The sequence below is a fragment of the Paraburkholderia sp. MPAMCS5 genome (genome assembly GCF_036016995.1).
GTDB lineage: Bacteria > Pseudomonadota > Gammaproteobacteria > Burkholderiales > Burkholderiaceae > Paraburkholderia.
The window spans coordinates 34,625-54,093 of record NZ_JAYXBK010000015.1 but is presented as its reverse complement, the minus strand read 5'-3'; the positions used below and the strand labels follow the sequence as shown (position 1 = coordinate 54,093).

The 19,469-nt window shown below is 63.5% G+C and carries 19 protein-coding genes and 1 tRNA gene; 8 read left to right on the top strand and 12 right to left on the bottom strand.

The features are described 5' to 3' along the window. Positions 1–17 precede the first annotated feature (17 nt). Both VOM14_RS25720 and VOM14_RS25715 read left to right on the top strand, forming a co-directional pair. Positions 18–93: transfer RNA gene (locus VOM14_RS25720), tRNA-Thr, on the top strand. A 233-nt stretch (positions 94–326) separates the two neighbouring features. Beyond that, positions 327–1,454 (top strand): class I SAM-dependent methyltransferase, encoded by a 1,128-nt coding sequence (locus tag VOM14_RS25715; protein WP_327631580.1) that lies wholly within the window; start codon positions 327–329, stop codon positions 1,452–1,454. A 34-nt stretch (positions 1,455–1,488) separates the two neighbouring features. Here VOM14_RS25715 and VOM14_RS25710 read toward each other — a convergent pair whose 3' ends face one another. Continuing rightward, the gene (locus VOM14_RS25710) at positions 1,489–2,763 is read right to left on the bottom strand and encodes a TIGR03862 family flavoprotein (RefSeq protein ID WP_327631579.1); all 1,275 of its coding nucleotides are present in this window, start codon (positions 2,761–2,763) and stop codon (positions 1,489–1,491) included. A gap of 428 nt (positions 2,764–3,191) precedes the next feature. On the opposite strand from VOM14_RS25710, the gene VOM14_RS25705 reads away from it, so the two are divergent. Then, complete coding sequence (locus VOM14_RS25705) at positions 3,192–3,401, top strand: DUF1059 domain-containing protein (protein ID WP_327631578.1); 210 nt, start codon at positions 3,192–3,194, stop codon at positions 3,399–3,401. A 127-nt stretch (positions 3,402–3,528) separates the two neighbouring features. On the opposite strand, the gene VOM14_RS25700 is transcribed toward VOM14_RS25705, so the two are convergent. Next, on the bottom strand, positions 3,529–3,849 hold the full coding sequence (locus VOM14_RS25700; protein ID WP_327631577.1) for a DNA-binding protein: 321 nt from the start codon (positions 3,847–3,849) through the stop codon (positions 3,529–3,531). A 385-nt stretch (positions 3,850–4,234) separates the two neighbouring features. Between VOM14_RS25700 and VOM14_RS25695 the strand changes: the two genes are divergently transcribed. After that, positions 4,235–5,071 (top strand): class I SAM-dependent methyltransferase, encoded by an 837-nt coding sequence (locus tag VOM14_RS25695; RefSeq protein WP_327631576.1) that lies wholly within the window; start codon positions 4,235–4,237, stop codon positions 5,069–5,071. A 7-nt stretch (positions 5,072–5,078) separates the two neighbouring features. Here the strand turns inward: VOM14_RS25695 and VOM14_RS25690 are convergent, their stop codons facing one another. Next, on the bottom strand, positions 5,079–5,633 hold the full coding sequence (locus tag VOM14_RS25690; protein ID WP_327631575.1) for a DUF1415 domain-containing protein: 555 nt from the start codon (positions 5,631–5,633) through the stop codon (positions 5,079–5,081). A gap of 108 nt (positions 5,634–5,741) precedes the next feature. Further along, entirely contained in the window at positions 5,742–6,395 is a 654-nt protein-coding gene (locus VOM14_RS25685; protein WP_327631574.1) for a TetR/AcrR family transcriptional regulator, read from the bottom strand. 154 nt (positions 6,396–6,549) lie between these two features. On the opposite strand from VOM14_RS25685, the gene VOM14_RS25680 reads away from it, so the two are divergent. Further along, the gene (locus VOM14_RS25680) at positions 6,550–7,833 is read left to right on the top strand and encodes an MFS transporter (RefSeq protein ID WP_327631573.1); all 1,284 of its coding nucleotides are present in this window, start codon (positions 6,550–6,552) and stop codon (positions 7,831–7,833) included. Positions 7,834–7,994: 161 nt separating this feature from the next. Further along, positions 7,995–8,588 (top strand): nitroreductase family protein, encoded by a 594-nt coding sequence (locus VOM14_RS25675; protein ID WP_327631572.1) that lies wholly within the window; start codon positions 7,995–7,997, stop codon positions 8,586–8,588. A gap of 55 nt (positions 8,589–8,643) precedes the next feature. Here the strand turns inward: VOM14_RS25675 and VOM14_RS25670 are convergent, their stop codons facing one another. Then, positions 8,644–10,119: an MFS transporter gene (locus VOM14_RS25670; RefSeq protein WP_327631571.1), complete on the bottom strand. Its 1,476-nt coding sequence runs from the start codon at positions 10,117–10,119 to the stop codon at positions 8,644–8,646. Between the two features lie 189 nt (positions 10,120–10,308). On the opposite strand from VOM14_RS25670, the gene VOM14_RS25665 reads away from it, so the two are divergent. Continuing rightward, positions 10,309–11,559 carry an Hsp70 family protein gene (locus VOM14_RS25665; RefSeq protein ID WP_327631570.1) on the top strand — a complete coding sequence of 417 codons (1,251 nt, stop codon included), beginning with the start codon at positions 10,309–10,311 and terminating at the stop codon, positions 11,557–11,559. A 123-nt stretch (positions 11,560–11,682) separates the two neighbouring features. Here VOM14_RS25665 and VOM14_RS25660 read toward each other — a convergent pair whose 3' ends face one another. After that, complete coding sequence (locus VOM14_RS25660) at positions 11,683–11,886, bottom strand: cold-shock protein (protein WP_007180251.1); 204 nt, start codon at positions 11,884–11,886, stop codon at positions 11,683–11,685. A 427-nt stretch (positions 11,887–12,313) separates the two neighbouring features. Here VOM14_RS25660 and VOM14_RS25655 point away from each other — a divergent pair, with 427 nt between their 5' ends. After that, positions 12,314–13,909, top strand: a complete 1,596-nt coding sequence (locus VOM14_RS25655) for an APC family permease (protein ID WP_327631569.1) — start codon at positions 12,314–12,316, stop codon at positions 13,907–13,909. 129 nt (positions 13,910–14,038) lie between these two features. Here VOM14_RS25655 and VOM14_RS25650 read toward each other — a convergent pair whose 3' ends face one another. The 6 genes from VOM14_RS25650 to hemA all read right to left on the bottom strand — a co-directional run bounded on the left by VOM14_RS25650 (position 14,039) and on the right by hemA (position 19,434). Then, complete coding sequence (locus VOM14_RS25650; RefSeq protein ID WP_327631568.1) at positions 14,039–14,824, bottom strand: DODA-type extradiol aromatic ring-opening family dioxygenase; 786 nt, start codon at positions 14,822–14,824, stop codon at positions 14,039–14,041. A gap of 170 nt (positions 14,825–14,994) precedes the next feature. Then, on the bottom strand, positions 14,995–15,591 hold the full coding sequence (locus VOM14_RS25645; RefSeq protein WP_327631567.1) for a UbiX family flavin prenyltransferase: 597 nt from the start codon (positions 15,589–15,591) through the stop codon (positions 14,995–14,997). 39 nt (positions 15,592–15,630) lie between these two features. Further along, positions 15,631–15,942, bottom strand: coding sequence for a Grx4 family monothiol glutaredoxin (gene grxD, locus VOM14_RS25640; RefSeq protein WP_327631566.1), 312 nt, complete (start codon positions 15,940–15,942; stop codon positions 15,631–15,633). A 128-nt stretch (positions 15,943–16,070) separates the two neighbouring features. Continuing rightward, a complete protein-coding gene (gene prmC, locus VOM14_RS25635) occupies positions 16,071–16,940 on the bottom strand; it encodes a peptide chain release factor N(5)-glutamine methyltransferase (RefSeq protein WP_327631565.1) in 870 nt (289 codons plus the stop codon). A gap of 5 nt (positions 16,941–16,945) precedes the next feature. Next, positions 16,946–18,028, bottom strand: coding sequence for a peptide chain release factor 1 (gene prfA / locus VOM14_RS25630; RefSeq protein ID WP_327631564.1), 1,083 nt, complete (start codon positions 18,026–18,028; stop codon positions 16,946–16,948). A gap of 119 nt (positions 18,029–18,147) precedes the next feature. Then, a complete protein-coding gene (gene hemA / locus VOM14_RS25625) occupies positions 18,148–19,434 on the bottom strand; it encodes a glutamyl-tRNA reductase (protein ID WP_327631563.1) in 1,287 nt (428 codons plus the stop codon). Between the last annotated feature and the right edge of the window lie 35 nt (positions 19,435–19,469).

The following is a 19,469-nucleotide window of genomic DNA, read 5'->3' as shown; positions in this document are numbered from 1 at the left end:
TAGAATCACGGCCTCATGCCGGCTTAGCTCATCAGGTAGAGCGCTTGACTTGTAATCATGAGGTGGCGGGTTCGAGTCCTGCAGCCGGCACCAGTTGTACGAAACGGGGTTTCTGTTCAGTCAGGAACCCCGTTTTTTATTGGCCCGGCGGATTGAACGAGCACCGCTTCACCGGCAACGGGCGAGCCTTTGGTGAGCGATTCAAAGGCTCGAAATCGCCATATCTCTTTCACCTTGTCGATTGTGGACAAAATTGTCTACTTTAGGGCAAGCCTCACGATCGACTGCGCGCCGCGAGGCGCTGTCGCAACGCGACCCACCTCACCATGACCAGCTCTGCAAGCATCACCTGGCCCGAAGCCGACGGCCCGCGCACCGCGCGTTGGCGCTCCGAAGCGGCGGTGCCGCCGCCCAAACGGGTAGTCGTCGCCGATGACCGGACGACCGCCGACTCGGCCTACCGGCTCGCCTGCGAAGGCACCGCGCTCCTGTGGAACGGCGACTTCCAGAACGCGCGCCAACTGTTGCAGGCGGTCACGCGGCGGCTGGAGCGCAAGCCGCGCAAGCAGGGCGCAACGCCGCTCGAGGCGTTTAATCTGCATCGGCAGACTCAATCGCAGCGCGCACGCACGCTCGGCATGATCCTGATTCCGCTCGACGGCGCGTACACGATTCCGCTGCGCCGTGCTCCGGACGTGCGCGAGGCGTGCATCGAAACGTATGGGCCGCCGGCCGATGAAGCATCGGTCGTGTCGCTGCGCGAATTGCTCGGGTTGATCGGCGCGCATGAGTGGCGCAAGAAGGGCGTCGAGATTCCCGCGCTCGGCGATCGCATTCATCCGCATTACGGCGTGTTTTCGCCGGTGCGCGGTGAATATATCGATCTCGTCGCGCGCGCGGCGCTGCCTTCGTTGAATAAGGCATTCGACATCGGCACCGGTACCGGCGTGTTGTCCGCGTTGCTCGCCAAGCGCGGCGTGAAAAAAATCGTCGCCACGGACCAAGACTCGCGGGCGCTTGCCTGCGCACGCGAAAATATCGCGCGTCTCGGGTGCGAACAGCAAGTCGACGTCGTGCAGGCGGACCTCTTTCCTGAAGGACGCGCGCCGCTCGTCGTGTGCAATCCGCCGTGGCTGCCGGCGCGGCCCGCTTCGCCGATCGAATATGCGATCTACGATCCGGAAAGCCGCATGCTGCTCGGGTTCCTCAATGGCTTGGCGCAGCATCTATCGCCCGGCGGCGAAGGCTGGCTGATTCTGTCGGATTTCGCGGAGCATCTCGGGTTGCGGACGCGCGAGTGGCTGCTTGAGGCGATCGAGAAGGCCGGACTGACGGTCCTGGGACGCGAGGATATTCGGCCACGCCATCCGAAATCGACTGATGAAAGCGATCCGCTCCACGCGGCGCGGATGGCTGAAATCACGTCATTGTGGCGTCTGAAGGCGCGTGCCTGAAGCGAGCATGTGAAACGCGGCAGCGCGCCAAATTTCACCCCGCGCGTGTTTCGACAACTCCGACAAAGGCCGCCGCGCCTCGCCCCGCCACCAGACCGCTGGCAAAACAGGCGGTCAGCAAATAACCGCCCGTCGGCGCTTCCCAATCGAGCATTTCGCCCGCGCAAAACACGCCGGGCAGACGCTCGATCATCAGTTGCTGGTCCAGTGCCTCGAACGGAATACCGCCGGCGCTGCTGATCGCTTCCGCAATCGGCCGGGCGCGCGCGAGGCGCACCGGCAACGCCTTGATCGCGTGTGCGAGGCGGGCGGCATCGGCGAAGACTTCCTTCGGCAAAATTTCGTGCAGCAGTGCGAGTTTTGCGCCGCTAATTCCGATTCTTCCGTGAAGGTGACTCGACATCGACCGCGAGCCGCGCGGCCGCGTCACTTCCCCGACGACTCGCTCTAAAGTCAAGCCTGGCGCCAGATCCAGCGTGATGGTGAGTTCGCCGTCGGCCGCGATTCGATCGCGAATCGACGCGGACAACGCGTAAATCAGACTGCCTTCGAGGCCCGTTTCGGTCAGAAGTATTTCACCTTGTCGATTGTGGACTTGTTTGTCTACATCGGTCAGTGAAATGGCTACGGATTTCACCGGCTGACCCGCGAAACGCTCGCGTAGATAAGGGCTCCAGTCGGCGTCGAAGCCGCAATTCGCGGGTTGCAACTCGCGCACGGGCACGTCGCGGGAGGTGATCAGCGGAACCCAGGCGGCGTCCGAGCCCAGGCGCGGCCAGCTTGCGCCGCCGAGCGCCAATACGACGGCGGCGCACGTGACCCACTGCTCGCCCTCGGGCGTGGCGAAGCGCAGCGTCTGCGTGGTGCCGGTTTCGGCGCCCGTCTGCCAGCCGGTCCACTTGTGCCGCATGTGAAAGCGCACGCCCGCTTCCTTCAATCGATGCAGCCACGCGCGCAGCATCGGCGCGGCTTTCATGTCGGTCGGAAAAACGCGGCCGGAGCTGCCGACAAAGGTCTCGACTCCGAGCCCTCGCAACCAGGCGCGCAACGCGTCCGGGCCGAACGTGTGCAACAGCGGCGCGATCCATTCACGGCGCTTGCCGTATCGGTCGAGAAACGGCTCTGGCGCTTCCGAATGGGTGATGTTCATGCCGCCTTTGCCCGCCATCAGAAATTTGCGGCCGACGGAGGGCATCGCGTCATAGACGTCGACCTGAACGCCTTGCAGGGACAGTGCCTCGGCGGCCATCAAGCCGGCGGGGCCGCCGCCGATGACGGCGACGCGGGCGGAATCGAACGAAGATGACATGCGGATCAACAAAAGACGTGACTCGCCGCTGGAACGCACGGCGGGAAGGTGCGAAGGCGCCGACAAGGACATGAGGCGCGCCGAAGGCGCCTTTAGCCACCTTCAGGCGCCGCGAAGGGCGCTATTTTCACACCATAGACAACGTGGAGCAAACGCGCCTGCCGTCCGATGTTTGCCGCAAGCCGGATTCCCGCGCTCGCGCTGACCGCCCACGCACGCTACAGCCCACGCACGCCACCGCTTTGCTATTCAGCATCGCGAACTATACTTTTGGGACACCTTCCATTGGGCGCATTCGCGTCTTTCCCGCGTCAATTCAACCGACCCACCATTCGCCGTGCCGCATGCCGCGGCGTGACGAGTGCGCGTCGGCGTTCGCGCCTCGTGCCTGCGTGGATGTCCAAACCTGCTGGATCAAGGAGACTGCCATGACTCGCCACTACATCGACTGCCGCGAATACCCCAGCGAAATGAATTGCACCGTCGCGCTCTCGGCCGATAACGAAGACGAACTGCTCGACGCAGCCGTGCAGCATGCCGTCAGCGTGCACAAACATACTGATTCGCCGGAATTGCGCTCGCAATTGAGGACGCTCTTCCACGAGGGCACGCCGCCGGCGGAAGCGCCGCGCGCCTGAGTGGCTGCATCCCGGGGGCACAGAGCCGCGGTGCCGACTCGCGGAGGAGGCGAGCGGCGCCAAGGCCGCTCGCGCGAGTCGTCGCGCTGGTTCGAGGTTGTCTCGACGCCTCGTCCCAGCTTTCGGCTCAGCTCGGATAGGCCTCGTCCACCTTGAGGCCGGCGAGCTTGAAAATGACCCGCAGTGTTTGCGGTTTGATGTCGCGCCGCGAGGCGAGTGTCGTCATCACGAAGTCCAGCACTTTGGCGTACTTGAGCAGCGTGAGGCAAGTTTCCATGTCGACGCTGCCGTCGCGCATCAGCTCCGCGAGACGGAGCATTTCGGTGGAGATGTCGCGGGCCATCTCCAGTTCCAGTTGCTGCTTTTCGGACCAGGCGGGCATCGCGGTCAGCTTTGCCATCATTTCCTGGAATTTCTGTTCGACGTTTCCGTTGGGTACCGTATCCATTGCTGCCTCTTCTATTAGCCGAGCGCGCGTTCAGTCGAGAATCGCGGCGCGCCGCGGTTAGGTAACGTTCGGCACCGTGTTACCGGGCCGCCCTCCCCACATACATCCGGTCCGGTTCGTCGCCACGACCGACAGTTCTATTGTTATGGGCACCACGGCATACGTACTTGGGACTGCGGCGGCGCGCGGCGGTTCTGCGCCGCACAAAAACGGTCCCACGCCGTGCCGTCAAGAGCACGAAGCGTTCCCGAAATGGGCCGCTTCCAGGCTCCTTCGCGCCGCTCTTCGGTGAGAGGCCCGTGGTTTGGGTAAACTGGCAGCAACTTTTCCCTTTTTCCGTCATCTGTCGCACGTTCGCGTTGCAATTGCCGACGGTTTCCCCACGATGTCCAGCAAAACCCACGAAATCCGCCCAAACCAGTCCGTCGAATTGCTGAAGGAGCTTCACATCCTCACGCGCGACGGCAAGATGAATCAGGACAGCCGTCGCAAGCTGAAACAGGTGTACCACCTGTTTCAGTTCATCGAGCCGCTGCTCAAAGACCTGCGCGATCAGCAGGGCGCGCTGACGCTCGTCGATCACGGCGCGGGCAAGTCATATCTAGGTTTTATCCTGTATGACCTGTTCTTCAAGGAATTTCAGGACGCCGGGGGTGGGGCGTCGCACATTTACGGCATTGAAACGCGCGAGGAACTCGTCACGCGGTCGGAAGAGTTGGCCGCGCGGCTGGGTTTTACGGGGATGTCGTTTTTGAATCTGTCGGTGGCCGAGTCAATCACGTCGGAGCGCCTGCCGGCGCAGATCGACATCGTCACCGCATTGCATGCCTGCAATACCGCAACCGACGACGCCATCCGCTTCGCGCTCGAAAAGAAAGCGAAGTACATCGTGGTCGTGCCGTGCTGTCAGGCCGAAGTGGCAGGGGTTTTGCGCCAGAACAAGAGCAAATCGCTCGGCAACGCGTTGACGGAAATCTGGCGGCATCCGCTGCATACGCGCGAATTTGGCAGCCAGATCACGAACGTGCTGCGCTGCTTACAGCTGGAAGCGCACGGTTATCAGGTCAGCGTGACCGAACTCGTGGGATGGGAGCATTCCATGAAAAACGAGCTGATCATCGCGCAGTTCAAGGATCTGCCGAGGCGGCGGCCCGCCGACCGGCTCAACGAGGTGATGCAGACGCTCGGCATCGAAGAACTGAAAGAGCGGTTCTTCGTTTGAGCCCGAATCAGCGTTTCATCAGCGTGTTCCAGCCGGCGAGCCCGATTCGCCGGAGTGTTTCCCGATTCCGCTCGTAAATGTCTTCGGCGTCGGGAAACGCCTGAACCGCGCGCTCGATGCTGTCTTCTCTCAGCAGATGCAGGATCGGGTAGGGCGCGCGATTCGTGTAGTTCTCGATGTCGTCGGCTTCGGTGCCTTCGAACTGATATGCCGGATGGAAGCTCGCAATCTGCAGAATGCCTTCGAGGCGCAACTGCTTCAGCATTCGGTCGGCGAAGAAAAGCGCGTCGTTGTATTCGAGAAAGTCGCCTAACGCCTCGGGCAGGATCAGCAGCGTGGTGTCCAGCGTGGCCGGATCGGCGGCGACGAGCGCGTTGAGTTCGATTTCGAGATCGGCCAGCACGCCTTCGAGGTCCGTCGCCTCGCTGACGGCGTAGCGGATTTGCCCCTTGACGTGCACGGCTTTCGCAAACGGACACAGATTGAGTCCGATCACGGCTTCGGTCAGCCAGTGGCGGGTGGCGGCAACGACAGCGTCGTGCGATTCAGCGGACAGCGGCATGGCAAGCGGAAAAGGAAAAACGAAAGGGAAGGCGCCATTTTAACGGCGCATGGGGGCGTCGGCTAAGCCAGGCCAAGACTGCCCATCAATCGCCGATCAACCCGCCGATCAACCCGCCGACTGCGCCCCGCACGCCGCCGCAATCAGCAACGCAGCGGCTTTCGGCGCGGCGAGAACCGGCCCGGAACCCGCGCGGTAAGTCTGGCTCGCTGCGTACACGCCTTCGATCAGCAAAGCCAGCGCGTTGGCGAGCGTCTCGGGATCGCCCGCGCCGGCGGCGGTCGCCAGTTCCGTCAGGCGCGCGAGCAGGCGTTCCTTGTTGCGGAACACGAACTGCCGCGCGGCATGCGCGGTATCCGAAAATTCGACCGCGACATTCACGAAAGGGCAGCCGCGATAGCCTTCGAGCGACGCCCGCGCCGCGAGGTCGTCAAAATATTGCTGAAGCTGCCGGGCCGGTTCGCCCGGATGTTTCGCAAAACTCTTCTCGACATAGCCGAAGAACTGCGCGTCCTTGCGCTCCAGATAAGCCATGACCAACTCGTCCTTCGACGAAAACTGGCGGTACAGGCTCATCTTGTTGACGCCGGCTCGCTCCACAACCGCATCCACGCCGACCGCGCGCACGCCTTCACGGTAGAACAGCTCGTCGGCGGCGCGCAGCAAATGCTGCTGCGCTTGCGGCCCCGTCGTCTGAGCACCGCGCGCGCGCCGCGAGGCGGAGCGGGAAGCCGCGGGTTTGGATGTTTCGCTTTCAGACATGACGTTGCCCCTGAATTCAATTGACGCCTTGACATGTTACCGATCAGTAACTAACATCGCAACACCATTGTGACTGATCTGTCACAAGCCCTTTACCGAAGCCGTAATAATATGAGCGGCGCGCCGGGCCGACCCCGCGCCGATAGGAGAGCCGATGAACTGGGCAACAAGACTGATAGGCGGGCGTTTTCACTACGGCTGGCTGACCGTCGCCGTGGTGTTTCTCGTCTTGCTGGCGGCGGCCGGCACGCGCGCCACGCCGAGCGTGATGATGGTGCCGCTGGAACACCAGTTCGGCTGGAGCCGCGCGACCATCTCGCTGGCTATTTCGGTGAACATTGCGCTGTACGGGCTGATGGGCCCGTTCGCGGCGGCGGCCATGCAGCGGTTCGGCGTGCGTCCCACGCTGCTGATCGCGCTCGGCACCATGGCCGCGGGCGTGGCCCTCTCTTCGTTGATGACACAGCCTTGGCAAATGGTCCTCGTTTGGGGCGTGATGGTGGGCGGCGCGACAGGCGTCGCGGCGCTATCGCTGTCGGCGACCGTCGTGACGCGCTGGTTCACCACGCATCGCGGGCTCGTCATGGGTATTCTCACGGCCAGTTCCGCGACCGGCCAACTCGTGTTCCTGCCGATGCTGGCGGCCATCGCCGAGCATTACGGCTGGCGTCAGGTCGTGTGGGTCGTCGCAGCGGCCGCGGCGATCGTGTTGCCGCTGGTCGCGTTCCTGTTGCCGGAGCGTCCGTCCGACGTCGAGCAGCGTCCGTATGGCGAAGCGCACGACGCGCCCGTCACGGCCTCGGCGACCAGACAGAATCCGCTCGCAATCGCATTCGGCACGCTCGCCATGGCGAGCAGGACACGCGACTTCTGGCTGCTGTTCTTCAGCTTCTTTATTTGCGGCGCGAGCACGAACGGCTATGTCGGCACGCACCTGATCGCGATGTGCGGCGACTACGGCATGTCGGAAGTGCAGGGCGCGTCGCTGCTCGCCGCGATGGGCATTTTCGACCTGTTCGGCACGACGTTGTCGGGCTGGCTGTCGGACCGCTTCAATAGCCGCGTGCTGCTGTTCTGGTATTACGGGCTGCGCGGCCTGTCGCTGATGTATCTGCCGCACGCTTTCGGCATCGACTTCTTCGGCTTGCCGCTTTTCGCCGTGTTTTACGGGCTCGATTGGATTGCCACGGTGCCGCCGACGGTGCGGCTCGCGACGGACGTCTACGGCAAGGAATCCGCGCCCGTCGTGTTCGGCTGGGTGGTGGCCGGCCATCAGCTCGGCGCGGCGTTCGCGGCGCTCGGCGCGGGCATGTTGCGCGCGAGCCTGGGCACTTACACGGTGGCGTCGATGATTTCGGGCGGGCTGTGCCTCGTGGCCGCGATGATCGTTCTGCGAATCAACCGGCCGGCCAAGGCGCCGCAACCGCAGGCCATCTAGCGCGCGGGCCGGGCGCGAACCGTTGCACTGCCGCCCTCGCGCCTTTCCACGTCGGCGGAAAAGCAATCGCGCGCTTCCCGGAGCGCTCGCTCCCAACCCCGGTTATGCTATGTGGCCCCGGGCAACCGCCCGCGATCATGAATTTCTACCGAGAGAAGCGCATGACCCACAAACCCGCCCCAACTCAAGTTGCCATTCACGAGCTGATCGCCGGCCGCTGGAGCCCGCGCGCGTATTCGAGCGAGCCGGTGAGCCGCGAGAACCTGCACGCTTTGCTCGAAGCGGCACGCTGGGCGCCTTCGTCGTATAACGCACAGCCGTGGCGTTTCCTGGTGTTCGACCGCAGCGTCGATGAAGTCGCGTTCAAGCGGGCGTTCGCGACCCTCGTGCCGTTCAATCAGGGCTGGAATGCACCGGCGCCGGTGCTGATCGCCGTGACCGCGCACACGCGCACCAGCAAGGGTGAAGTGAATCGCTGCGCGCAATACGACGCCGGCGCGGCCGCCATGGCGCTCGTGCTGCAGGCGCATGCGCTCGGTCTCGCCGCGCATCAGATGAGCGGCTTCGATCCGAACGCGTTCCGTACGGCATTTGATTTGCCGAACGATGTCGAACCGATCGCGATCATTTCGGTCGGCCATTACGGCGACGTCGACAAGCTCGATCCGGTTCTGCGCGAACGCGAGAAGTCGGTGCGCCAGCGCTTGCCGGTGGCGGAAATTGCGTTCGGCGGCGGCTGGAAGAAGCCATTCTGAGCCGCTTGCGGCGCCCGGCTTCAAGGACAACGCGCGACGCTGGCCGCGCGTTTTTTTATGGCGCTTCGTCCGTCACGCTCGAAAGCGGCGTCGCGACGTGTTCCAGCGACTTGCGCTCCGCATCCACGCCCCAGATCGCCGCGACGACGGCGGCCGCGAGCATCAGCGCGGAACCCACCAGATAGCCCGAAAACACTTCGCTGCGCTGATGCGTGTCGATCAGCCGTCCGAAGAAGGCGGGGCCGACGATTCCGCCGAGCGCCGTGCCGAACGCGTAGAACACCGCAATCGCGAGCGCGCGGATCTCCAACGGAAACGATTCGCTGACCGTCAGATATGCCGAACTTGCCGCCGCGGACGCGAAGAAGAAAATCACCATCCACGCGACCGTTTGCGTGACGACCGTCAGCATATGCTGCTCGAACAGGTAGCCGCTCAGCGTCAGCAGGATCGCGGACAGACCGTATGTCGAGGCGATCATCTTGCGCCGCCCGATCACGTCGAAAAGCCGGCCGAGTATCAGCGGCCCGAGAAAATTGCCGAGCGCGAAAGGCAGCAGATACCAGCCGATATGGTCGCCGGGCACGCCGTAGAAGTCCGTCAGCACCAGCGCGTAGGTAAAAAAGATCGCGTTGTAGAAGAACGCTTGCGCGGTCATCAGCGACAGGCCGACCAGCGCGCGCCGTCGATGCACATTGAAAAGCGTGTGGAACACTTCGCCGAGCGGCGTATGGCCGCGCGCGCGCAGGCGCAGCCGCGCGAAGCTGTCGGTGGAAAGCGTGTGGCCTTCGTCGCGAAAACGCGTTTCGATTCTTTCGACGATCGCCCGCGCGTCGCGCTCGTCGCCGTGCGTGAGCAGCCAGCGCGGGCTTTCGGGCACCCAGATGCGCATCGGGAGAACGGTCAGCGCGAGCACCGCGCCGATGAAAAAACACGCGCGCCAGCCCCAGTCGCCCGGTAGCAGATGCGGATCGAGCAAAATCAGCGAACCGGCCGCGCCCAGTCCCGCGCCGATCCAGAATGTGCCGTTGATCGCCAGATCGATCCAGCCGCGCAGGCGAGGCGGGGTGAATTCCTGAATCGTCGAATTAATCGCGGTGTATTCGCCGCCGATACCCGCGCCCGTCAGAAAACGGAACAGAAGGAAGCTGGCCAGATTCCACGACGCGGCCGTCGCGGCGGTGGCGGCCAGATAGAGCGCGAGCGTGATGAAAAAGAGCTTGCGGCGGCCCAGCCGGTCGGTCAGCCAGCCAAAGCCGAGCGCGCCGAGCACGGCGCCGGCGATGTAAGCACTGCCGGCAAGACCCACCTCCGCGTTCGTGAATTGCAACGACGGGCTCGATTTCAGCGCGCTCGCCACCGCGCCCGCGAGTGTCACTTCGAGGCCGTCGAGCAGCCACGTCACGCCGAGCGCCACGACGATCAGCGTGTGAAAGCGCCCCCACGGCAGGCGGTCGAGCCGCGACGGCAGATCCGTTTCGATGATGTCGGCGGCTTTTCGCTCGACAGCGGCGGCAGGCGGCGCGCTCATTGCTTCCGGTCTCCTTATTTGTGGAAATTGGCGGCGTAAGCAGCCGGAGTCAGCAATTTTTGTTCCGTTGGCGCGAGGTCGCGGTTTGGCCGTGGCCGCTGTATTGGCAAGTTGATGCTAATCGGGCTTTCGTGATACAAAGCCGCTCCCCCTTCCTGTCCGCGCCAGCCGTGAGCGGCGATTCCTGCCATGAACTATTGCGCGATTGACTTCGGTACTTCCAATTCGGCCGTTGCCGTTCCCGACGGCGCCGCGCTGAAGCTCGCGCCCGTCGAAGGCGCCTACACAACGCTGCCCACCTCGGTTTTCTTCAATACCGACGAAAACACGCGTGAATTCGGGCGCGCGGCGCTCGCGGCGTACATCGACGGTTTCGACGGCCGGCTGATGCGCTCCATGAAAAGCATTCTCGGCTCGCCGCTTGCCGAGAATTCCACCGATCTCGGCGACGGCTCCGCGATCAAGTACACGGACGTGATCGCGATTTTCCTCGACCATCTGAAGCGCTCGGCGGAGAAAAGCGCGGGTGGGCCGATCGCGCGCGCGGTGCTGGGCCGCCCGGTATTTTTCGTCGACGACGACCCGCGCGCCGATCAGATGGCGCAGACGCAGCTCGAAACGGCCGCGCGCGCTGTCGGTTTGCGGGAGATTCACTTTCAGTATGAGCCGATCGCGGCGGCATTCGACTACGAATCGCGCCTGACGAAAGAAGGGCTCGTGCTGGTGGCGGACATCGGCGGCGGTACGTCGGACTTTTCGCTGGTGCGTGTCGGACCGGAGCGCATGCAGCGCGTGGAGCGTAAGGACGATGTGCTCGCGCATCACGGCGTGCACGTTGCGGGCACGGACTTCGACCGTCGCGTGGAACTCGCGACGATTCTGCGCCAGCTCGGCTATCAGACGCTCGATCCGGAGGGCCGCGAGATTCCGAACCGCGTCTATTTCGACCTTGCGACGTGGCACCTGATCAATACCGTCTATGCCCCCAAGCGGGCGAGCGAACTCGGTCTGATGCGGCATCTGTTCACCGACGTCAGGCATCACGACCGTCTGATGCGCGTGGTGGAGCAGCGCTTTGGCCACGCGCTGGCGGCGCACGCCGAAGAGGCGAAGATCGGCGTCGCGGCGGGCGGCGAGACGTTGATCGATCTCGATGAAGTGGAAGGCGACCTGCGCCTCGCATTCGACGAAGCCCAACTGATCGAGGCGGGACAGGAAGAGACGCGGCGCATCGTAGAGGCGGCGCGCGACACGGTGCAGACCGCCGGCGTTGCGTGGCGGGACGTGAGCGCGGTTTACTTCACGGGCGGCTCGACGGGTCTGGCGTTCTTGTCCGGCGCCTTGGCGGCTGCATTTCCGGATGCCGAAGCGGTATTCGGCGACCGGCTCGCCAGCGTGGCGACGGGGCTCGGCATTCACGCGCGGCGCGTGTTCGCATAACCGGGCGCATAAGCGAATCACGTCTCGCATACTGCGAAGATAATCGCCGCGATCAATTTCGATGGATATAAAAAAACCCCGCCTTGGCGGGGTTTTTTCGCATCCAGAAGGAAGCTGTAGCGCTTACACCGGCTTGATGTTAGCAGCTTGCTTGCCCTTCGGGCCCGTCTTGACTTCAAACGTGACCTTTTGGTTTTCTTGCAGCGTCTTGAAGCCTTCCGTGCGGATTTCCGAGAAATGCGCGAACAGATCTTCGCCGCCGCCGTCCGGCGTGATGAAGCCAAAGCCCTTTGCGTCATTGAACCACTTGACGGTACCGGTTTCCATATTACTTGTTCCTAAAGATGGTAAATAAGGCCGAAGCCCAGAGGGTGCATGAAAATCAAGGAAGGGGTAATGGGACCAACCGGAGTACCGTTGATGGGCGAACTACGAAAGACCAATTCACTCGCCGCTTGAAATCCTGCCCGAACGTTATACGGCGATTTCGAGAGAAGGTCAACAGAGACCCCAGGAACTTTACAAATATTCGCGGTGATGTCGAAAAAAGTTGCTTACAAACCTTGCTGACCCTTTGAACTTTTTGCTAGGGAGAACCCTTAGTTTAGCTACAGGCGACGGGTGCAACCGTTAAACTACGCGCCCGCGTCGGTTGCACCCATTGGAACCGCCGCGCATGCATGCGCGTCATCCCGTTTCAGCGCCACGAGCGCGGGTCACGGGATGTCGACATGGTTCTGAAACAGGAGAAGACGTGAAAAGTTCTATTCAACGGAACATTGGGCCGTTCGCACTTATGCTGACGGGGCTAGGTTCCATCATCGGTTCCGGGTGGCTGTTCGGCGCCTGGAAGGCCGCGAAGATCGCCGGTCCGGCCGCGATCTGCGCGTGGATTATCGGCGCTGTCGTGATTCTGGCGATTGCGCTCACCTACGCCGAACTCGGCGCGATGTTCCCGGAGTCCGGCGGCATGGTGCGTTACGCGCGCTATTCGCACGGCGCACTGGTCGGGTTCATCAGCGCGTGGGCCAACTGGATCGCCATCGTTTCGGTGATTCCGATCGAGGCCGAAGCATCCATTCAATATATGAGCACGTGGCCGTATCCGTGGGCGCACGCGCTATTCGTCAATGGATCGCTCACATCGAACGGGCTGCTGCTGTCAGCGGCCCTTGTGATCATCTACTTCCTGCTGAATTACTGGGGCGTGAAGCTGTTCGCGCGCGCCAATACGGCCATCACGATTTTCAAGTTCCTGATTCCGGGCGCGACGATCTTCGGTTTGATGCTGACCGGTTTTCACAAGGAAAACTTCGGCGAGGCGAGCACGTTTGCGCCGTACGGCTGGTCGTCGGTATTCACGGCGGTCGCGACCAGCGGCATCGTGTTTGCGTTCAACGGTTTCCAGAGCCCGATCAACCTCGCGGGTGAAGCGCGCAATCCGGCGAAGAGCGTGCCGTTCGCGGTGATCGGCTCGATCCTGCTCGCGCTTGTGATTTACGTGCTGTTGCAGGTCGCGTACATCGGCGCGGTGAACCCGAGCGACGTGATGAAGGGCTGGAGTCACTTCAACTTCGCTTCGCCGTTCGCGGAACTGGCGATCGCGCTGAACCTGAACTGGCTGGCCATTCTGCTGTATGTGGACGCGTTCGTGAGCCCGAGCGGCACCGGCACGACCTACATGGCGACCACTACGCGCATGATTTACGCGATGGAGCGCAACAACACCATGCCGAAGATGTTCGGCAACGTGCACCCGTTCTACGGCGTGCCGCGTCAGGCGATGTGGTTCAACCTGCTGGTGTCGTTCATCTTCCTGTTCTTCTTCCGCGGCTGGAGTTCGCTCGCGGCGGTGATTTCGGTTGCGACCGTGATTTCGTACCTGACGGGTCCGATCAGCCTGATGGCGCTGCGCCGCGCGGCGACGGACCTCGAGCGCCCGCTGCGCATTCCGGGCATGCGGATCATCGCGCCGTTCGCGTTCGTGTGCGCGTCGCTGATCCTGTACTGGGCCAAGTGGCCGCTGACGGGCGAAATCATTCTGTTGATGGTCGTCGCGCTGCCGGTCTACTTCTACTTCCAGGCGAAGTCGGGCTTCGGCGGCTGGGGCCGCGACCTGAAGGCGGCATGGTGGCTCGTCGCCTACCTTCCGATCATGGCGGTTCTGTCGCTGATCGGCAGCAAGGAATTCGGCGGTCACAATATCCTGCCGTACGGCTGGGACATGCTGACGGTGATCGTGTTCTCGCTCTGCTTCTATTATTGGGGCGTGAATAGCGGCTACCGTTCGGAGTATCTCGACGAACGTGAAATGCACGACGAAGTTCTCGAAGGCATGGGCGCGCATTAACGCGCTCTGCTGAAGTCTGTCGGCCGGATTAAGGTGCGGTTCCGGCGCGATTTGATGTGAGGTAAAAAAGCCCGTCTGAGTTTTGCTCAGACGGGCTTTTTGTTGGGCGGCGCGTCGGTGCCCGGAAGCTCAGGCGGTTCCGAAGACGTAGTTCGTCATCGCGAGCGAGCGCTGATACGTGCCGAGCGATTGAATGGCCAGCGAATAGTCGTCGTCGGCGGCGCCGAGCGCTGCAAATACCGGCAACAGATGCTCGTCGGTCGGATGCATCAGCACGGCGTGCGGCGCCTGGCGGCGATAGTCGAGCAACGCGTCGATGTCATGCGCGGCGAGCTTCGCCTCGAACCAGTCGGTGAACTCGGCGACGCGCGGGTCCGCATCCTCGGGACGCGCGGAAAAATCGGCGGCGCGCAGATTGTGCGTGATCTGGCCGGAACCGATCACCATCACGCCTTGGTCCCTCAGCGCGCGCAGCGCCCGGCCGACGCGAAAGTGATGCTGCGCGTCCATGTGCGGCTGGATCGACAACTGCGCGACGGGCACGTCGGCGTCGGGAAACATCAGCAGCATCGGCACCCACGCGCCGTGATCGAGCCCGTGCGGCTGCGCGTCGGCGTGAATGCCGCTTTCGCCGAGCAGGACGGCGGCGCGTCGCGCAATCTCGGGCGCGCCCGGCGCCGGGTACTGAATCTCATACAGTTGACGCGGAAATCCGTAGAAGTCGTGGATGGTTTCCGGCTCCGTCGACGTGCTCGCGACCGGCTGCGCAGTGCCCCAATGGGCGGACAGCATCAATACCGCCTCGGGCCGCGGCAATTGCTCACCGAGCACGCCGAATTCCGCGGAAGGCAGCGAAGGGTCGATCGGCAGCGTCGGCGCGCCGTGAGAAAGGAAGAGCGAAGGTAAGCGGTTCATGGCAGCGACGCGGCCGCGAGGCGCGGTCAAAAGTTCGGTTACTGCCAATATAGAGCCGCACCGTTGTTTGATAAACGGGCGAAAGCGGAATTGATTGTGTTGCGGCTGTTGGTAATCGACGGAAGGTGTTGCCGGCAACCCAGCAATGCGACGAGGCTCTCGGGCGAAACCTACTCGCCGCCGCGCAAACCCGTCCACGCCGGCGACAGCGGCGGTCCGAGCGCGAACAGATCGAGCACGCGGGCAACCGTGTGATCGACCATGTCGTCGATCGTGGCGGGCTGGTTGTAGAAGGCGGGCAAGGGCGGGAAAATCACGCCGCCCATTTCGGTGACGGCCGTCATATTGCGCAAATGCGCAAGGTTGAGCGGCGTTTCGCGCACCAGCAGCACGAGCCGGCGGCGCTCCTTGAGCGTGACATCGGCGGCGCGGGTGATGAGGTTGTCCGAAAGACCATGCGCGACACTCGCCAGCGTTTTCATCGAGCAAGGTGCGACGATCATGCCGTCTGTCGAAAACGAGCCGGAGGCAACGCTCGCGCCCACGTCGCGCACCGAGTGGACGACATCCGCGAGCGGATGCACGTCTTCTTTGCCGAGCTTGAGTTCGTGCTGGATATTGAGCCAGCCCGCGCCGGAAATCAGCAGATGGCTTTCCACGCCGCCGAGCTTGCGCAGCGTTTCGAGCAAGCGGATGCCGTAAATCGCGCCGCTCGCGCCAGTTATCGCGACGACCAGGCGGCGCGGCGCCGCAGCGCGTGTTTCCATGGCTCGCGGCGCCTTCTCAGAAGAACTTGAAGCGAACGTTCAGGCTGCGGCAAACAGTTGCTGCAATTCGCCCGACTCGTACATTTCCATCATGATGTCCGAGCCGCCGACGAATTCGCCCTTCACGTAAAGCTGCGGAATGGTCGGCCAGTTCGAGAACTGCTTGATGCCCTGGCGGACTTCGTCGTCTTCGAGCACGTTGACCGTCTTGAACTCGGTCACGTTGCATGCCTTCAGGATCTGGACGGCGCGGCCGGAGAAGCCGCACATTGGGAACTGGGCGCTGCCCTTCATGAAGAGCACGACGTTGTTTTCGTCGACGATTTGCTTGATGCGTTGTTGCGTATCCATGACTGACCTTGCGGTTCCGGTATGTGTAGGGAATAGGCTGAAATGATAGCGGATTTCGGTAAGACCGGCCCGCGCTCGCCAGGCAATTCGTTCACGGCGGCGATGGCGGCGTCTCGCGCCTGGCGCATTCAGCCGGCGAGCCGCCCGCCGCTGATCCGTTCGATGCCCGCCAGATCGCGCGCCGATTCCACTTCGACGAAACCTTGCGCGGCGAGCAGTTCGCGCACGGCTTCTGCCTGGTCGTAGCCATGCTCCATCCACAGAACGCCGTGGGCCGCGAGCCGTGCGGGTGCGCCCGCGACGATCGCGCGGATCGCGCTGAGGCCGTCGGCTTCGTCGGTGAGCGCACCGCGTGGCTCGTAGCGCAGATCGCCTTGCGACAGATGCGGGTCGCCGCTCGCGATATACGGCGGATTGCTGACAATCACGTCGAAGCCCAGCGTGGCCCCGAGCGAGCCGTACCAGTCGCTTTGAGTGAAGGTCACGGCACCGCCTGGGCGCCGGGCATCCAGCAGGCGCGCGGCATTGCGGGCGGCGACCGCGAGCGCTTCGGCCGAGCGGTCGAGCGCATGGACGTGTGCATCGGGCCGCATCGACGCGATCGCCACCGCGATTGCGCCCGTGCCGGTGCCGAGGTCCAGCACGCGCGGGCGCGTGAGATTTTCGATCGCCGTGAGCGCCGTTTCGACCAGCAATTCGGTTTCGGGCCGGGGAATCAGCACATGTGGCGTGACTTCGAATTCGAGCCCGAAGAATTCGCGGGCGCCGACCAGTTGCGCCACCGGCTCACCCGCGACGCGCCGCGCCTGCAACGCCAGAAAGCGCTCGACGTCGGCGCTGCCGAGCGTTTCGTCGGCCCGCGTGATCAGTTGCGTTTGCCGCCAGCCGAGCACGTGCGTGAGCAGAATCCGCGCTTCGAGCGGTGGCAGCGGCGTGGCGCGCAACAAGGCGGCGGGCGTGGCGGCGTTGCCGGCGTTGTCCGGCCCAGTGGACGTCACGGCGCTTAATCCGCGTCGCCAAGCGAAGCGAGCAGCTCGGCCTGATGTTCGCTGACGAGTGCGCCGATCAGTTCCTCCAGATCGCCGTCCATGATCGCGTCGAGGCGATAGAGCGTCAGATTGATCCGATGATCTGTCAGACGCCCTTGCGGGAAGTTGTAGGTGCGAATCCGCTCCGAGCGGTCGCCCGAACCGATGAGGTTCTTACGCGTCGCGGCTTCCTTCGCCTGCTGTTCGTGCGCCTGCTTGTCCTTGATGCGCGCGGCCAGCACTTTGAGCGCGCGGTCCTTGTTCTTGTGCTGCGACCGGTCGTCCTGACATTCGACGACGATGCCCGTCGGCAAGTGCGTGACCCGCACGGCCGAATCGGTCTTGTTGATGTGCTGCCCACCCGCGCCGGACGCGCGGAACGTGTCGATCCGCAAGTCGGCCGGATTGATTTCGACCTCGCCGATTTCGTCGGCTTCCGGCATGACCGCCACCGTGCACGCGGACGTGTGAATGCGGCCCTGCGTTTCGGTGGCGGGCACGCGCTGCACGCGATGGCCGCCGGATTCGAACTTCAGCTTGGAATACGCGGCGTCGCCCGCGATCCGTACGATCACTTCCTTATAGCCGCCCAGATCGGATTCGCTGGCGGACATCATCTCGACTTGCCAGCGGCTGCGCTCGGCAAAGCGCAAATACATGCGCAACAGGTCGCCCGCAAACAGCGCGGACTCGTCGCCGCCCGTCCCCGCGCGGATTTCGAGGAAGATGTTGCGGTCGTCGTTCGGGTCTTTCGGCAGCAGCATTTTCTGCAGTTCACCGCCGAGTTGCTCCATCCGCTCGCGCGCCGCGCGCATTTCCTCTTCCGCGAACTCGCGCATGGAGGCGTCGGTCAGCAGTTCTTGGGCGGTGGCGGCGTCGTGCATGGCCTGGCGCCATAGCGCGTAATGCTCGACCACTGGCCCAAGCTCGGCGTGTTCGCGGGTGAGCTTGCGGTATTGATCGAGGTTCGAGGTGATGTCCTCGCGGCTCAACAGGTCGTTCAGTTCGGCCAGCCGGGTAGTCAGCTGGTCGAGCTTGCGTTGCATGCTCGTTTTCATCGGGCGGGTATCGGAGCGGGCTCCGGCAGGGACGGCAACCAGGAAATGGGCGAATGCCCGGACGGAAGCACGTCGCGGGCCACTGGCAGGCGGCGCGGACGGCGGCGGCGTGTGCGCCGCTAACGCTCGGTGGAACCCGAGTGTTTGTAGAAGCCGCTCATCAGTTCGATGAGCGTGTCGCGGTTTTCGCCGCTCGCGCGGTTCAGCGCGTGCGTGGGACCGTGGATCAGCTTGTTGGTGAGCGCTTGCGACAGCGCCTCGAGGACGGCAGCCGGATCGTCGCCGCGCGCGAGCATTTTCTGCGCGCGTTCGACTTCGGCGCGACGCAGCACGTCGGCTTGCGTATGCATGTGACGGATCACCGGCACGATGCTGCGCGCTTCGAGCCACTGCATGAAATTCTGGACACGGGTTTCGATGATCGATTCGGCTTGCGCCACCGCGGCCTGCCGCGACGCATTGCCTGCGCGCACGATCGCGCCGAGGTCGTCGACGGTATAGAGAAACACGTCTTCGAGCTTGCCGACTTCCGGTTCGATGTCGCGCGGAACGGCCAGATCGACCATGAAAATGGGCCGGTGGCGACGCGCTTTCACGGCGCGCTCGACTGCGCCGAGCCCGATGATAGGCAGCGTGGACGCCGTGCACGACACGATGATGTCGAACTCGTGCATGCGCGCCGGCAGCTCCGACAGCGGAATGGCGCGACCGTTGAAGCGCTCGGCGAGCCGCGTGCCGCGCTCGGCAGTGCGGTTGGCGACCACCAGCTCGCGCGGCTGCTGCGCGGCGAAGTGCGTCGCGCACAGCTCGATCATTTCGCCCGCGCCGATAAACAGCACGCGCTGGTTCGACAACTTGTCGAAGATGCGCTGCGCGAGCCGCACTGCGGCGGCGGCCATGGAAACAGACTGCGCGCCGATTTCAGTCGTGCTGCGCACTTCCTTCGCGACGGCAAAGGTGCGCTGGAACAACTGGTTCAGATACGTGCCGAGTGCGCCGGCTTCGGACGCGGTGCGCACCGCATCTTTCATTTGTCCGACGATTTGCGTTTCGCCCAGCACCATGGAGTCGAGCCCCGACGCGACGCGAAACGCGTGGCGCACGGCTTCTGACTGCGGCAGCGCGTAGACGTGCGGCGCGAGTTCCTCGATGGGCAGGTTGTGATAGCGGGACAGCCAGTGGATCGCGGCTTCGCGCGCGGCCTGGTCGTCGGTCGCGCAGTAGAGCTCGGTGCGATTGCAGGTGGAGAGAATCGCCGCTTCGGGCGCCGTGCGGGACGTGGTGCCGAGCCACACGCTCTTGAAGGTGTCCAGCGCCGGCTTGATTTGTTCGAGCGGAAACGCCACGCGTTCGCGCAAGGCGACAGGCGCAGTGTGGTGGTTGATTCCGATCGTTAGGAGCTGCATGCTGGGGAACTATGGTTTAGCCAAATATTATAGCG